Source organism: Methylomicrobium lacus LW14, assembly GCF_000527095.1.
Lineage (GTDB): Bacteria > Pseudomonadota > Gammaproteobacteria > Methylococcales > Methylomonadaceae > Methylomicrobium > Methylomicrobium lacus.
Genome location: NZ_AZUN01000001.1, coordinates 1784344 through 1798288, shown reverse-complemented (window position 1 = coordinate 1798288; position 13945 = coordinate 1784344). Strand labels below are relative to the sequence as shown.

The 13945-nt window shown below is 51.5% G+C and carries 16 protein-coding genes; 4 read left to right on the top strand and 12 right to left on the bottom strand.

Going from position 1 to position 13945, the window contains the following annotated elements:
• The first annotated feature begins 22 nt into the window (after window positions 1-22).
• On the top strand, window positions 23-595 hold the full coding sequence (locus METLA_RS0108115; protein ID WP_024298066.1) for a hypothetical protein: 573 nt from the start codon (window positions 23-25) through the stop codon (window positions 593-595).
• Between the two features lie 291 nt (window positions 596-886).
• On the opposite strand, the gene tatC is transcribed toward METLA_RS0108115, so the two are convergent.
• The 9 genes from tatC to hisB all read right to left on the bottom strand — a co-directional run bounded on the left by tatC (window position 887) and on the right by hisB (window position 6054).
• Window positions 887-1654, bottom strand: coding sequence for a twin-arginine translocase subunit TatC (tatC, locus tag METLA_RS0108110; RefSeq protein ID WP_024298065.1), 768 nt, complete (start codon window positions 1652-1654; stop codon window positions 887-889).
• Window positions 1641-1970 carry a Sec-independent protein translocase protein TatB gene (gene tatB, locus METLA_RS0108105; protein WP_024298064.1) on the bottom strand — a complete coding sequence of 110 codons (330 nt, stop codon included), beginning with the start codon at window positions 1968-1970 and terminating at the stop codon, window positions 1641-1643. Before tatB ends, tatC begins: the two co-directional genes overlap by 14 nt.
• Window positions 1971-1973: 3 nt before the next feature.
• Window positions 1974-2186, bottom strand: a complete 213-nt coding sequence (gene tatA, locus METLA_RS0108100) for a twin-arginine translocase TatA/TatE family subunit (RefSeq protein WP_024298063.1) — start codon at window positions 2184-2186, stop codon at window positions 1974-1976.
• A 275-nt stretch (window positions 2187-2461) separates the two neighbouring features.
• Entirely contained in the window at window positions 2462-2779 is a 318-nt protein-coding gene (locus METLA_RS0108095; protein WP_024298062.1) for a phosphoribosyl-ATP diphosphatase, read from the bottom strand.
• A complete protein-coding gene (hisI, locus tag METLA_RS0108090) occupies window positions 2776-3168 on the bottom strand; it encodes a phosphoribosyl-AMP cyclohydrolase (RefSeq protein WP_024298061.1) in 393 nt (130 codons plus the stop codon). Before hisI ends, METLA_RS0108095 begins: the two co-directional genes overlap by 4 nt.
• The gene (gene hisF, locus METLA_RS0108085; RefSeq protein WP_024298060.1) at window positions 3165-3941 is read right to left on the bottom strand and encodes an imidazole glycerol phosphate synthase subunit HisF; all 777 of its coding nucleotides are present in this window, start codon (window positions 3939-3941) and stop codon (window positions 3165-3167) included. Before hisF ends, hisI begins: the two co-directional genes overlap by 4 nt.
• A 2-nt stretch (window positions 3942-3943) precedes the next feature.
• On the bottom strand, window positions 3944-4675 hold the full coding sequence (hisA, locus tag METLA_RS0108080) for a 1-(5-phosphoribosyl)-5-[(5-phosphoribosylamino)methylideneamino]imidazole-4-carboxamide isomerase (protein WP_024298059.1): 732 nt from the start codon (window positions 4673-4675) through the stop codon (window positions 3944-3946).
• Between the two features lie 61 nt (window positions 4676-4736).
• A complete protein-coding gene (gene hisH, locus METLA_RS0108075; RefSeq protein WP_024298058.1) occupies window positions 4737-5372 on the bottom strand; it encodes an imidazole glycerol phosphate synthase subunit HisH in 636 nt (211 codons plus the stop codon).
• An 88-nt stretch (window positions 5373-5460) separates the two neighbouring features.
• The gene (gene hisB / locus METLA_RS0108070; RefSeq protein WP_024298057.1) at window positions 5461-6054 is read right to left on the bottom strand and encodes an imidazoleglycerol-phosphate dehydratase HisB; all 594 of its coding nucleotides are present in this window, start codon (window positions 6052-6054) and stop codon (window positions 5461-5463) included.
• 250 nt (window positions 6055-6304) lie between these two features.
• Between hisB and METLA_RS0108065 the strand changes: the two genes are divergently transcribed.
• A complete protein-coding gene (locus tag METLA_RS0108065) occupies window positions 6305-8266 on the top strand; it encodes a SpoIIE family protein phosphatase (RefSeq protein WP_024298056.1) in 1962 nt (653 codons plus the stop codon).
• 268 nt (window positions 8267-8534) lie between these two features.
• Window positions 8535-8774 (top strand): hypothetical protein, encoded by a 240-nt coding sequence (locus METLA_RS0108060; RefSeq protein ID WP_024298055.1) that lies wholly within the window; start codon window positions 8535-8537, stop codon window positions 8772-8774.
• Window positions 8775-8866: 92 nt separating this feature from the next.
• On the opposite strand, the gene METLA_RS0108055 is transcribed toward METLA_RS0108060, so the two are convergent.
• The 3 genes from METLA_RS0108055 to METLA_RS0108045 all read right to left on the bottom strand — a co-directional run bounded on the left by METLA_RS0108055 (window position 8867) and on the right by METLA_RS0108045 (window position 12665).
• The gene (locus tag METLA_RS0108055) at window positions 8867-10711 is read right to left on the bottom strand and encodes a HEAT repeat domain-containing protein (protein ID WP_024298054.1); all 1845 of its coding nucleotides are present in this window, start codon (window positions 10709-10711) and stop codon (window positions 8867-8869) included.
• Window positions 10712-11771: 1060 nt separating this feature from the next.
• Window positions 11772-11969, bottom strand: coding sequence for a hypothetical protein (locus tag METLA_RS0108050; protein WP_024298053.1), 198 nt, complete (start codon window positions 11967-11969; stop codon window positions 11772-11774).
• Between the two features lie 246 nt (window positions 11970-12215).
• Entirely contained in the window at window positions 12216-12665 is a 450-nt protein-coding gene (locus METLA_RS0108045; protein ID WP_024298052.1) for a GNAT family N-acetyltransferase, read from the bottom strand.
• Between the two features lie 463 nt (window positions 12666-13128).
• On the opposite strand from METLA_RS0108045, the gene METLA_RS0108040 reads away from it, so the two are divergent.
• Window positions 13129-13731: a cold shock domain-containing protein gene (locus METLA_RS0108040; RefSeq protein ID WP_024298051.1), complete on the top strand. Its 603-nt coding sequence runs from the start codon at window positions 13129-13131 to the stop codon at window positions 13729-13731.
• Window positions 13732-13945 lie beyond the last annotated feature (214 nt).

The following is a 13945-nucleotide window of genomic DNA, read 5'->3' as shown; positions in this document are numbered from 1 at the left end:
ACGTTTGAACCTGAGGCAAAGAATGAAAATGCTTAGCGGTTTTTGGGGACATTGGCGGTTGCTTTTACTGTGTGTGTTAACGCTATACGGTTGCACTACTATAAAGAGCTACGATGGCCCACCATTGTCGGACGATCAGCTAGCTACGATTGCTCTGGATTGGCGCGAAACTTCATGGGGTCGTGACCATATCAAAGTCAATGATATAGAGCTGAATATCTTCAAGACGGTAATAGTACGTCCGGGGCAGTTACGTATTACCTTGAATAACCCATATATCGTTCGTGAGGAAAAAACAGGTGACGATAGTTGTAGTCAGAGTAAAATCGAGTTTAAAAATAAAAATGGGCAAAATGTATACAACGAAACGACTACCTGTAATTCCCCATATCGGGTTACCGAGAATATTCAATTATGCCAAATAGTCTTTAGGGCTGAGGCTGGTCAACATTATGAAGCCTTTACCAGAAATAACCGATTGATGCTGATCAATCTAAACAATCGGCATATCGAGCAGGGAACATGCAAAGATTATGACCGTTCATATGAAACGACTAAAACGTCGACCAGTACCGGCCGTAATCTCCAAAAATAGTTGAGCCTAATGTGTCTATCTGGTTAGAGGATAGAACTGGACGGATAATTAGTTAGATGGTGAACGTCTCTATTGGGTCGTCTATTGCCGGTCAACTTCAATAAAATCAACTACTGCCAATGGCTGCGTTGCAAAAATTACAGGTGGCTGGTTCGCAACAAGTAAGCATGGCTGTTTTGACGGGAATACTCATTGAGTCTGTTTGCAGCTTCAATGATGTGTAGCAAGTAGTCCAGATGAAATGCTTTTGAAGCTGTCAGATCAAGAGGGGATGAACGAGAAGCTTTAGGCTCAAGAGCGCGTCAATTCCTTGCTCTGATCGGCATCGCCGCGCACAATCAGGCGCGAGCACAACAAGCCGGCTTCAAACAGCAGCCACATCGGCACCGCCAACAAGGTCTGTGAAATTACGTCGGGCGGGGTCAGCACCATGCCGATGATGAACGCGCCGACGATCACATAGGGGCGCTGTTCGGCGAGCGCCTGCGGAGTCACAATACCGGTCCACACCAGCACGATTGTGAAAATCGGTACTTCGAAACAAATGCCGAATGCGAAGAACAGGGTCAGCACAAAATCGAGATAGTGGCTAATGTCGGTCATCACGGTCACGCCGGCGGGGGCGGCGGCGGTCAGGAACTTGAACATTAGCGGAAACACCACGAAATACGCGAAGGCGACGCCGAGAAAGAAGAGCAGGGTGCTGGCGAACAGCAGCGGCAGGATGAAGCGCCGCTCGTGCTGGTAAAGCCCCGGCGCGACGAAGGCCCAGAACTGGTACAGGAGATAAGGGATAGAAATGAAGATCGAAACGACCAGCGCCAGCTTGAACGGCGTAAAAAACGGCGAGGCGACCTCGATCGCGATCATGCTGCTGTTCGCGGGCATGTGCTTCATCAGGGGGCCGGCCAGCAGCGCATAAATATCGTTCGCGTAATAGGCAAGCGCCATGAAGACCAGCAGCACGCAGATGACCGCGCGCAACAGGCGGTCGCGCAGTTCGATCAGATGGCTCAGGAAGGGCAGTTCCGGGGCGTCGTTTGGATTATTTTTCTTCATGCGGGTCTTTGTCTAGGGTGATGCGGTCTTGCGTCAGGTGCTCCTCAAGCGAGGATTGAAGCGCATGCCCGGCGCTCCGGGTTTCATCGATCAGGTCTTGCAGCTGCTTCAGGTCGTCCTGGTGTTCGAAGGCCTGACGCAGTTCCTCGGCATGCAGCTCGGCGCTGATTTCGGCCTTTGCATCGGCGATCAGTCGCCTCGTCTTGCCGATCCAGTAGCCCGCGATGCGGGCGACCTTGGGAAGCCGCTCGGGACCTATCACCAACAGGCTGACCAGCGCGACCATCATGATTTCGGAGAAGCCTATTTCAAACATCGCTTAGGTTTTTTCCTGGTGTTTGGTAATCGTTTCGCCTTCGATCGGCTTTTTATCCTCGGCGACCTGTTCTGGACTGTCCTGGTCCTTGACCGCGTTGCGGAAACCTTTGATCGCGGCGCCAAGATCGGAGCCGACCGTGCGTAATCGTTTGGTGCCGAACAGCACCACCACGATCAGCAGTAACACTATTAATTCGGAGATGCCGATGCCCATGGATTTTACCTCTTGTTGAAGTTTGGGGGCTTATGCTGGGGTTGTGGTTGTCGCCCCGACGGGGCGGTGTGGATTGCGTTTCTACGTAAGGGCGTCACTGCCATTAAGTTAAGGATGGCCGGTCCCTTCTCCCTCTGGGAGAAGGCTAGGATGAGGGGATCAAAATAAAGTATTTTTCCTTATTTTATTCCCCTCACCCCGACCCTCTCCCGAAGGGAGAGGGAGATACCCCCCTTAACTTAATGGCAGTGACGCAAGAGCGTGTGAGTGATGAGCTATTTTTGCCGCTGCGCTTTTTCTTCGATGCCCGAAAGCCCGAAGCGGCGCTGCAATTCCTTCAATACATCGTCGGGGCCGAGTTCTTGCTGCGCCAACAGCACCATGCAATGAAACCATAAATCGGCCATTTCATAGATGATTTGCTGTTTATCGCCGCCTTTCGCCGCAATCACCGTTTCGGTGGCTTCCTCGCCGATCTTTTTCAGGATCGTGTCCAGGCCTTTCGCATAAAGGCTCGCGACATAGGATGTGTCCGCCGTTTGTTGCTTGCGCTGTTCCAGCACGTCCGCCAGTTGTTGTAATACGTCGCTCATGATTTTCGATATATCGCTTCAGGGTCTTTCAGCACCGGTTCGACGGTCTGCCATTGCTCACCCTGCAACTGTCGGTAAAAACAGCTCTCGCGTCCGGTATGACAGGCAATGCCGCCTTGCTGTTCAATTTTGATCAGGATCACGTCTTCGTCGCAGTCGAGATAGATGCCGAGCACTTTTTGCCGGTGGCCGGATTCCTCGCCCTTGCGCCAGAGTTTGTTCCTCGACCTGGACCAGTACACCGCATAGCCTTCGGCAGCCGTCAGTCGCAACGACTCGCGGTTCATCCAGGCGAACATCAGAATCTTGCCGCTGTCCGCCTGTTGGGCGATCGCCGGGATCAGGCCGTCTTCGGTCCAGCGCAGTTCGTCGAGCCAGGCTTCGCTCATGTCAGCCGAACCTCGATGCCGTGCTTGGCCATGTGCTCCTTGGCCTGTTGAATCGTATATTCGCCGAAGTGGAAGATGCTGGCCGCAAGCACTGCGTCGGCCTTGCCTTCGATAATGCCGTCGACCAGATGGTCCAGGTTGCCGACGCCGCCCGAGGCGATCACCGGTACCGCGACCGCTTCGCTGAGCGCGCGCGTCAGGCGCAGGTCGAAGCCTTCGCGGGTGCCGTCGCGGTCCATGCTGGTCAGCAGGATTTCGCCGGCGCCGTAGTCGACCATTTTTTTAGCCCAGCCGATCGCCTCGATGCCGGTCGATTTCCGGCCGCCGTGCGTGAAGATTTCCCAGCGCTCGGGATCGCCCGGCGCGGAAACTTTTTTCGCGTCGATCGCGACGACGATGCACTGCGAGCCGAAACGCTCGGCCGCTTCGCGCACGAATTCGGGATTGGATACCGCGGCGCTATTGATGCCGACCTTGTCCGCGCCGGCGTTCAGCATGGTGCGAATATCGTTTAAAGTGCGGATGCCGCCGCCGACCGTCAACGGAATAAATACTTCGCCGGCGACCTGTTCGACCACATGCACCATCGTCGCGCGGTTGTCGTGGGTTGCGGTAATGTCGAGAAAGGTGATTTCATCAGCGCCTTCGCGGTCGTAACGCCGGGCGATTTCGACCGGATCGCCGGCATCGCGGATGTCGACGAATTTGACGCCTTTGACCACGCGGCCGTTATCGACATCCAGGCAGGGAATGATGCGTTTGGCGAGACTCATGATCAGAACGACTCGGCCAGTTTTTCCGCTTCGGCGAAATCGAGCGTGCCTTCGTAGATCGCGCGGCCGGTGATCGCGCCGATCACGCCGTCGCCGGCAATCTGGCCGAGCGCTCGGATGTCGTCGATATTGGTGATGCCGCCCGAGGCGATCACCGGGATTTTAATTGCGCGCGCGAGCCGGGAGGTCGCCTCGATGTTCACGCCCTGCATCATGCCGTCGCGCGAAATATCGGTATAGATGATCGCCTCGACGCCGTCTTCCTCGAAATGCTTCGCGAGATCGATCACGTCATGGCGGGACAGTTTGGACCAGCCGTCGATCGCGACCTTGCCGTCCTTCGCGTCGAGGCCGACGATGATTCGGCGCGGGTATTCGATCGCCATGTCGCGAACGAAATGCGGCGCGTTGACCGCCTTGGTGCCGATGATCACATATTCGACGCCGGCATTCAGATAAGCCTGGATCGTCTCTTCGTCCCGGATGCCGCCGCCGATTTGGATAGGCACGTTAGGAAAGGCTTCGGCGATCGCATGGATCACCTCCGCATTGCGCGGCTTGCCGGCAAAGGCGCCGTCCAGATCGACCAGATGCAGACGTTTGGCGCCGAGATTGACCCAGCGGCCCGCGACCGCGACCGGGTCTTCGGAGAACACCGTGTCGTCTTCCATGCGTCCCTGCCGCAAACGGACACATTTGCCTTCTTTCAAATCAATTGCAGGTATTAACAACATACACGGTTTTCCTCAACAGCAATTTTTAGAGTCATGATGATCATCGATCGAAAAAAATGAATCAGCCGGACCAGTGCAAAAAGTTGCGCAGCAACTGCAAACCGGCGGCCTGGCTTTTTTCGGGGTGAAATTGCACCGCAAAGATATTGCCCCAGGTCAGCGCACAGGCGAAGTCGTCCGGATAGGCGCTGGTGGCGGCCGTCGTCCTATCGTCGTCGGGGCGCGCATAATAGCTGTGCACGAAATAAAAGCGGCTGTCCTGCGGAATGTCTTGCCACAAGGGATGCGGGGTCTGGTGCACCCGATTCCAGCCCATGTGCGGAATTTTGAGCTGATTGCCCTGAGCGTCGGTCAGTTTGTCGGCAAAGCGGACGACGTGTCCAGGAATCAGATTCAGGCCCTGGATGCCGCCGTTCTCTTCGCTGTCGGTCAGCAAGGCCTGCATGCCGAGACAAACGCCGAGCAGCGGTTTGGTGGCCGCGGCCTGGCGGATAACCTCCGCCAGACCGGTTTCGTGCAATGCCCGCATGCAGTCGCGAATCGCGCCGACGCCCGGAAACACCACCCGGTCAGCGCCGAGAATGGTATCGGCATCAGCGGTGCAGATCACTTCGGTTTCAGGATCGGCATGCTGCAATGCCTTGACGATGGAATGCAGATTACCCATTCCGTAATCGATAACAGCGACGGATGACATAAGATTTAGGCGGAAGGCTTAGGCTAAAAAGGGAAAAAATTCAGGGAACATTGCCGATAAACTTAACAATGATAATGGAATCTAAGGATTAAAGCGTGCCTTTGGTGGAGGGCATGATGCCGGCCATGCGCGGGTCGTGGGCAACCGCCATTCTTAAGGCGCGGCCCAAGGCTTTAAAAATCGTTTCGGCGATATGATGCGCATTGACGCCTTTCAGGTTGTCGATATGCAGGGTCACACCGGCGTGGTTCACGAAGCCTTGAAAAAATTCGCGGAACAGGTCGACATCGAAGCGGCCGATCGTCGCGCGCGGGTATTTGACTTCGTAAAAGAGCCCCGGACGGCCGGACAAATCGAGCGCGACGCGGGACAAGGCTTCGTCGAGCGGCACATAGGCATGGCCGTAACGGACGATGCCTTTCTTGTCGCCGACCGCCTTCGCAAAGGCCTGGCCGAGCGTGATGCCGATGTCCTCGACGGTGTGATGCGCATCGATTTCGAGATCGCCATGCGCCTCGACTTCAATGTCGATCAAGCCGTGGCGGGCGATCTGGTCGAGCATGTGATCGAGAAACGGCACGCCGGTTATGAAGCGGGATTTGCCGGTGCCGTCCAGATTCAGGCTGATCTTGATTTGCGTTTCGAGCGTGTTACGTTCGACTGCTGCGGTGCGTGGTTCCATGATTTGGTTATTAGATGGCATAGTCGGCCATTTTACACTGAACTCAAGTATTTTTGCAGTAGTTGCTGATGTTGGCCGGCAATTCTAATTTCCGCCAAGACTGCTGCATGATGGCATCAGTAGACAGACATTGCAAGCGATAGGCTATGATATGATTTTAAACGGGTTGGCGCTTAGCCTTCACTTCATCAACAACAGGTTATTTCGGGAAACTTGAAAATAGTTGTCCGCCCGCCGGGAGATATGACTCTTGCAGCTGCCTAACGAATTTCCGAAAGCCAGGATCGTGATCGTCGAGTGGGACCGTTCGGGCGATGCGGTCGCCTGGCCGCCGAGGATCAAGCATGTCAACGCGGCCGCGGCCGAATTGCTCGGTTTCGAGGAGCAGGAGCTGGCGGACCAATCCTTCCATCGCCTCTGCCCGGAAAGCGAGGCGCAGCCCTGGCGGCAAATTTTTACGCAACTGATCGAGGCGGGCGTCGATCAATCTGTGATCGCCGGCGTGGCGGCCCGTGGCAATCGGCTGATCAAGGCGCAGTTGTCGCTGTCGCGGTTGCTGACGCAAGATCCGGGGCGGATCCCTATATTGATACTGATTCAGGAATTCAATGACAAAAATCTCGCGGAAATCGACGGCGTGGACGCCTCCGGCATCGCCGGCATGGGCGTGAATGTGTGCCGGGATGTCGAATCGGCGCTGGTCGAAAGCGAGGAGCGTTTTCGGCAAATGGCCGAGATGACCGGCGAATGGCTGTGGGAGCAGGACCCCGGCGGCTTTTATATCTATTGCAGCACCGCGGTGCTGCAGATTTTGGGTTATAGCCCTGACCAGGTCGTCGGCAGGCATTACACCGAATTCCTGACCGCGCAGGACAAGGCCGAACAACAGTTTTACGCGGCCAGCCATCAACCGTTCTACAGTCTGATCAATCATTATCAGCACAAGGATGGTCATCAGGTGATCACCGAATCGACCGGTTTGCCGATCATCGACGCGGCAGGAAAGCTGCTCAAATGGCGCGGGGTCGATCGCGACATTACCGTCAGGAAGCGATTTCAGGATGCGCTGATCGACAGCGAAAAACGTATCCGCCTGATCATCGAGAGTTCGCTGAGCGCGATCGTGATCATGGATTCCTACGGCATCATCCGGGACTGGAACCGCCAGGCGGAACAGATTTTCGGCTGGCGCCGCGATGAGGCGATCGGCCAGCGCCTCGATGAACTGATCATTCCGGAACGCTTCCGCAAGGCGCACCGCCTAGGACTCGATAATTTCCTGCACGGCGGCAACGGCAGCATCCTGAACCGTTTGATCGAGCAGACGGCCTTGCGGCGCGACGGTGCGGAATTTCCGATCGAATTGAGCATTTCGCCTTTGAAAGAAGGCAATGTCTTCATCTTCAGCGGTTTCATCCATGACATCAGCGCGCGCAAGGCCGCCGAGCAGCAGATTCGCCAGGCACAGGTCAAACTCGCGATCGCGCGCAATGAGATCGATATTGCGCGCAAGATTCAGGCGACGCTGTCTCCCGCAAGCCCGATCAAAAATCGGCATTTCGAGGTGATCGGCCGCTGTTTGCCGGCCGATCAGGTCGGCGGCGATTATTATGATTATTTCTTCCGTGGCGACCGCCATCTGGACATGGTGATCGCGGATGTTTCGGGGCATTCTATAGGGCCTGCGCTGTTCATGGTCGAAACGCGCAGCGCGATTCGCGCGAATGCCGGCGGTGTCGGGGCGCCGGCCGCCAAACTGGATCAGTTGAACCGTTTTCTGTTTGAAGATCTCGACAAGTCGGATTTTTTCATCACCCTGTTTTATCTGCAATACGATATCGACAACCGGTTGATCCGCTTTGCGAACGCAGGTCACCCGCCGCCTTTATTGTATAAGCCGCAGCAAAACGCCTGTTTGCGGCTGGACGCGGACGGCTTGATCGTGGGCGTCAATCAACAGGTTTATTTTGAAGAAAAAGCGCTGCCGATAGAGTCCGGCGACATCATCCTTTTTTATACCGATGGCTTGATTGAGGCGGAAGGCGGGCAGGGCGATTTTTTCGGCATAGACCGGGTTGAAAGTCTGTTGATTGAACATTGCCAGGATGCCCCGGATACGCTGATCAATGTCTTCCTGGAACGTTTAAAACAGTTCTGCCGGACCGATTCGTTCAGTGACGACATTACGCTGATGGTTTTTAAATGTTTATGATGCGGACATGAAAACCGCCTCTGGAAACGCCGAGCCCCAGCCCGGCGCGAAGCCAAACACAGAATTCGCCGGGCTGAAGCGGCATTCCCTGGGGGGTAAGGCCGGCGAGCCTGGCTTTCGTCTCTATTGGTAACAGCTGGTAACGTTGAGGTTAAGCTGCTGGATAAGGCTTATTGAAGCGAGTCGGCTCGAACGATGCGAGATAAAAATATTTCACCAAGCAGCCGATAAACTCTCAGAAGATTCAAATGTTCAAATTTGGTGGTTCATGTTCATCGATGGCATTACGGAAGGGAAAATAGTTGCAGCCGCAGGAGGAGCACATAAGCGACATTTGAGGATCAGGCTCAATGAAATTAGTATGATTTTTCTTGAAGCATTGAGGACAGACGGAGGTATTGGCGAGTTCATCAGAAAGTTTATTCATGATAACCCCTCGGCTGAAAATCAGCGGCTTGATAAAAAATTTGATTGGGACGAGCGACGAACGGGGCAGCTTAAAAAATAATTATGCCGCTTCCATCTATCTTCCCTGTTTTAAGGTGGATTTGCAACAAATTATTGGCGTTAGCCGTATTGGGTGCTGAATATTATCCTTTATTAATTTTGTTTCGCCTTTAAACTATCCTCATCAATGTCGGGTGAGCGTCTAATTAAACCCGCTACGATACTCCAGCTTAATTTCAAAAACATTGAGATTGCAAATACACACAATACGCCTCCCTGGAATAGTCTTCCCAGCAGGGTTTCTTCTCTCATATGCGTGTAGTCAGGAGAAATATTAACTAGCATGCGAAATAAAAAGAGTGAGGCGATGAAAGCGGCGATGCTGACAAAAAGCTTTTTTCTGGTGAGAAACAATGGCAAAAACGCCAGGATAGGGCATATCACGATTAACAGGGCAGTCGTTTTATTAATGAATGCGGTTAATAATGGATTCTGTAATTTGGACAGTCTTTCTTCCGTCGCCTTGCGTACCTCAATGACTTCATCTTTCAAAAGAGGTGCAATATGAGGGATTGCCTCCTTTCCTTGTAACGCTATCAGTGCTTCCATGGCTGCAACGCGGATATTAGGCTCTTTGTCTTTTAAAAAATGGATAAAAGTGGGGATGGCTTCCTTTGCCTGTAATGCGGCCAGTGTCTCTATCGTCGTTAAACGGACAGAGGTTTCCGTATCTCGCAAGAGAGGAATAATACTAGGAATCGCTTCTGTCGCCTGTAATGCCTTTAATGTAGCGACTGCCGTATAGCGTATGTTTTTGTCGTCGTCCTGCAAGAGAGGGAGTACATTAGAAATCGCTTCTTTTTTAGGAATCGATGTATTTTCTTCTTGAAAGTGCTGCAATAATTCCATGGTTCGGATTTGCACCCGTTCATCATGATCATGTAAGAGAGAAATAATGCGAGGGATTATTTCATTTTCTTGCAAGCGTGATAAGGAATCGATCGCTTGAATGCGTACATTTCCAACGGGATCATTTAAAAGCGGAATAATGCTCGAAACCGCTTCTTTTCCCTGTAACTCTTCTAAGGCCGAGATGGCGTTACTGCGCACGTCAGTAGCGCTATCTTGCAAAAGAGGGGTAATGCTTGGAATGGCTTCTTTTGCCTTTGCTTTGCGTAACATGCTTATCGCCGTAGAACGCATCTTTGCATTGCTGTCTTGCAAAAGAAGGATAATGCTGGGCACGGCTTTTTTTGCGTCTAAATCCTGTAATGCTTTTATCGCGCTCAACCGTACATCGTCATCAGTATCTTTTAAAAGAGAAATCATTTCGGGAATGGCATCTTTCCCTTGTAATGCGCTCAATACTTCTATTGCGCGAATACGTATATTTTTATCGCTATCTTTCAATAACGCAATAATGCTGGAAACCGCCTCTTTTGCGCGCAATTCCCATAAGGTGTTTATTGCGGTCATGCGTACATTGCTATCGTTATCTTTTAAGAGAAAAATGATATTTGGAATCGCCTCTTGGGCTTCCAATTGCAATAACGCTTCCATCGTGCTGATGCGCACAGTGTTGTCTTTTGCCTGCAAAAGAGGAATGATGCTGGGAATCGCTTCCTTTGCGCGAAATTGCACTAATACAGTGATGGCTTTACTGCGCACATGGCTGTCAATATCCTGCAAAAGAGGAATCATCGTTGGAATCGCTTCTTTTGCCTGTAATTGACCTAATGCTTCTAATGCCGCATCGCGTACATAGGCCTCGCTATCCTGCAAAAGAGGAATAATGCTGGAAATCGCTTTTTGTTCAGCGAGCTGTTGCAACAGTTGCAATACGCCTGATCGGCTGTTACTTTGGCTGCCTTTGCCTTCCAAACATCTTTTTTCAGGCCCGGCAGCACGATTAAAACAGTCTTTGGCTGGTTCGGCTATAACACTATTATTTACTAAAAATAAACTGAGGGAAAAAACGAAATAGAGTATTTTTTTCATAAATAATAAACTTTTGATGGGTGGATTAGGCTTGAAATACAACACCTCGATGGAGTCCTAAGAATGGCTTTTAATAACTGATATTACGCATTGTCCACGAAAGGCATGAAAAACACGAAAAACACGAAAAATTTCATAGCGCAATCCGTTCAACCGTTGCTTTCGGATACACCTCAAACACGCCGCACTCTTCTTTGTACCCATTTTTTTGTGTCTTTCGGGTTTTTCGTGGATATTAATCGTACGTAACGTCAGTTATTATAAAAGAATAGCCTAATACATTAAAAATAGGCAGGTCCGCGCCACACTTCGAGATAACCGATCAGGATGCTGCCAAAATGGCGTATTAAGGCCAGCCCATGCCCTTTACACAAGTCCGTCATGCCGGCAGGGTTTGTGCCGGCATGCAGGCTAACTTGCCGACGACTGCGAGGTGTTCCGCATCATCGCTGACGGCCAGAGGAGCACCGGCTATTGGGCCGGATAGGCGCCCACGCGCATCTTAGCATTCAAACTTTGGAAGAGTAAGGGGGGCTTGAAGTCGATTTAAGACTGACGCTCAACATCAGAGAACATTCTCTCGAATGAATGTTGGTCATTAAGATCGAGCAAGGGTGCTATTGCTTCAGTCGCTTTTAGTTGGACAGATCAGGGGGAAGAACTGCATTGATCAAGGTCATCGCTTTTGTTGGGCTATTGTACATCGTGGATTTTATTTGGTGGGCGGTTTCGCTTCATGCATGGCTTTATATTTCTTCTGCTGTCGCGGCATTTTATATTCTGCGTGCCCTGAGCCGGATTAAATCAACCAGTTCAATGTCCTAGCCGCGCGTTTTGCGGCTGGCGGGTTAGCCGAAGCGTGTCGAAAAAACCACGATTGGCGGCAGGGTGGGGTTCTTGTTATTTTCAGGAGCGCCTGTGGCGGCCTTCATTTCACTATAACAGGAATGGATATGATCCCATGGAACCAAACGGGATTTCCGTTTTATAGCGACTCTTGGTTATCACGCAAGCAGCAAAAAAAGCCGGCGCTAAGCCGATTTTTATTGCCTGCATATCGTTATTCACTAGCAACGATGACCTTGAAGTTATCATCTCTCACCAGTACGTTTACGTCATCGAATTCCGGTGAGTAAGTTAGACTGGTAGCGTAAGAGTCAAAGCATTCATCGTATTTATCTTCAATCGTTTGTTCGTTATCTCCCAAGATTACAGCAATAACCTTGCGGCTTTCAAAATTGTAAACATAGGCTTTCATTTTGAATTCTCATTTTGTTTATAACAATGATTTTCGCCAAAATATCTTCGCGGCCCTGGCGCGTTTTCTTGATCAAAAACTCGGTGCGGGCTTTGTTGGATAAAGCACAAGCATTCTGAATTTCCCCCCTGACTCAGGCGGATTTAGGGTATTGCCATGCCCTTGTCACAGGTGTGCCAAGTCGGGCAAATCCATACCGAGCCTGAGACTTCCATAGTCACTCGCTCAGGCAAAAAAGGGTCCGCATCAAAATTCCAAGATCATTAGATGCCTGTTGTTAACTTCACTCGCCGTTTTGAAACCCCAGCGCTCAAAGCGCTTTTTATGGCTGGTGCTTACTAGGCAGCGCCCGCTAGGAAATTTGTCTCGCACCCACTGTATCCGGATGCTTTCCAAAGCAGCCCCAACTCCTTTACCGCGATGGTCTTTATTCACGGCCATCATGTAGAGTATATGCGTATCTGAAGCCCAATCGGCTGCCTTAATGCCCCCCACTCCGATCAACGTTCCGTCAAAATCATAGGCACCGAAAAATTTTCTATAGAAAGGCTGCGCATCTGCCGGGCGTATTTCAGTGACTAGCCTGCTTTTCTCGTAGCGTTCAGATTCACTGGGGCAATTGGAACATAGCAAATCGACCGCATCAGATAATGCGAGTGACGTGGTATCTAAAGGACGTATCGTGTAGGTTTTCATTTTTATAAACGATTTGTCGACGGATGTCAGTGATCTGGTGATCGATGACGCTCGCAAGGAGTATGATCTTTTCCAGGCTCGCGGTTGCAGTCATATAAGCGATGTTGATAACAAACAGCGCAGCGATTTAACCGGCGTACATAGCGGCGATGGGCTGACAGAATCAAGCTGTCAATACGGTCACTTGCTATGGGGTGTGCGTTGCGTCTGATGAGCAACATGGCATAAAGCTCACGCGCCTGGTTTATCAAGGTGTCATTATCCAGTGATTGACCTTTCATGGTTTTTTATTGAGTAACTAAGTTTACTGTCCGATCAGACGCGTAATGGCTAGTATGAGGGGGTATTGTTGCAGTTCTGTGAAATGATCATCACAGAAGACAGTTGACGGAGCTATTCAACCAGCCGGTATATCTACCTTTGCTATACTTACTGCTCCATACAAACTTGGCAACGGCGAACCATGCAAACAGAAACAGGCAAACTGGTTCGATGGATCGACGACAAAGGTTTCGGCTTCATCAAGCCCGCCACCGGCGATAATGACATCTTCATCCATATCTCCGCATTAAAGGGCATGAGCCGCCCTCCCGTTATCGGCGATACCGTCCTTTACCAGACTGAATTCGACGCCAGCGGCAAACTCCGCGCCATCTATGCCAGCATCGAAGGCGTGGCCAAACAACTGACATTGGAACCCGTTGCGAGAAAACGCGAGCTGCCGACCGGCTCAGCCAGCTACGAGAGGGCACAACAAAAACCGAAGCAGAGGATAAATCAACCGCAAAAGCGGCTGAGTAGCCTACCGTTGCTGTTCCTGTTGCTCATCATTGGCGGTGTTTTCGCTTACGACAAGTTGGCCCATCGGCCTACCGAGATCGTCGACCAGCCAACGACTCAGCCAGTAGTGGAATCTGTGATTCCCGAACAACACTTCCAGTGCCAAGGGAAGGTCTACTGCTCACAGATGACTTCTCGCGAAGAAGCCGAGTTCTACTTGGATAACTGCCCCGGCACAAAGATGGACGGCGACATGGATGGTGTCCCTTGCGAAAACCAGTTTTGAAGACGTAGCCACTGTTACAACGGATGCCACACTGCGCCTGTCTGTTATTCCGTAATGACCCGCAGCTTTCCAAACTGGTGAGTAAGTGGAATTGATAGGCTGCGTGGGCCTTAGGCTAGCCTGAACTGAGAATAGATCAAAGACTTGATTTGGACTCAACCCCAAAACAAAATTTGGGACTTGGACGCTCTAAATGTCCCAAGGACCGGAAGCA

Excerpts from the sequence above, each read along its gene's own strand:
- METLA_RS0108115 (WP_024298066.1), top strand. The coding sequence starts at position 23 with ATGAAAATGCTTAGCGGTTTTTGGGGACATTGGCGGTTGCTTTTACTG.
- tatC (WP_024298065.1), bottom strand. The coding sequence starts at position 1,654 with ATGAAGAAAAATAATCCAAACGACGCCCCGGAACTGCCCTTCCTGAGC.
- tatB (WP_024298064.1), bottom strand. The coding sequence starts at position 1,970 with ATGTTTGAAATAGGCTTCTCCGAAATCATGATGGTCGCGCTGGTCAGC.
- tatA (WP_024298063.1), bottom strand. The coding sequence starts at position 2,186 with ATGGGCATCGGCATCTCCGAATTAATAGTGTTACTGCTGATCGTGGTG.
- METLA_RS0108095 (WP_024298062.1), bottom strand. The coding sequence starts at position 2,779 with ATGAGCGACGTATTACAACAACTGGCGGACGTGCTGGAACAGCGCAAG.
- hisI (WP_024298061.1), bottom strand. The coding sequence starts at position 3,168 with ATGAGCGAAGCCTGGCTCGACGAACTGCGCTGGACCGAAGACGGCCTG.
- hisF (WP_024298060.1), bottom strand. The coding sequence starts at position 3,941 with ATGAGTCTCGCCAAACGCATCATTCCCTGCCTGGATGTCGATAACGGC.
- hisA (WP_024298059.1), bottom strand. The coding sequence starts at position 4,675 with ATGTTGTTAATACCTGCAATTGATTTGAAAGAAGGCAAATGTGTCCGT.
- hisH (WP_024298058.1), bottom strand. The coding sequence starts at position 5,372 with ATGTCATCCGTCGCTGTTATCGATTACGGAATGGGTAATCTGCATTCC.
- hisB (WP_024298057.1), bottom strand. The coding sequence starts at position 6,054 with ATGGAACCACGCACCGCAGCAGTCGAACGTAACACGCTCGAAACGCAA.
- METLA_RS0108060 (WP_024298055.1), top strand. The coding sequence starts at position 8,535 with ATGTTCATCGATGGCATTACGGAAGGGAAAATAGTTGCAGCCGCAGGA.
- METLA_RS0108055 (WP_024298054.1), bottom strand. The coding sequence starts at position 10,711 with ATGAAAAAAATACTCTATTTCGTTTTTTCCCTCAGTTTATTTTTAGTA.
- METLA_RS0108050 (WP_024298053.1), bottom strand. The coding sequence starts at position 11,969 with ATGAAAGCCTATGTTTACAATTTTGAAAGCCGCAAGGTTATTGCTGTA.
- METLA_RS0108045 (WP_024298052.1), bottom strand. The coding sequence starts at position 12,665 with ATGAAAACCTACACGATACGTCCTTTAGATACCACGTCACTCGCATTA.
- METLA_RS0108040 (WP_024298051.1), top strand. The coding sequence starts at position 13,129 with ATGCAAACAGAAACAGGCAAACTGGTTCGATGGATCGACGACAAAGGT.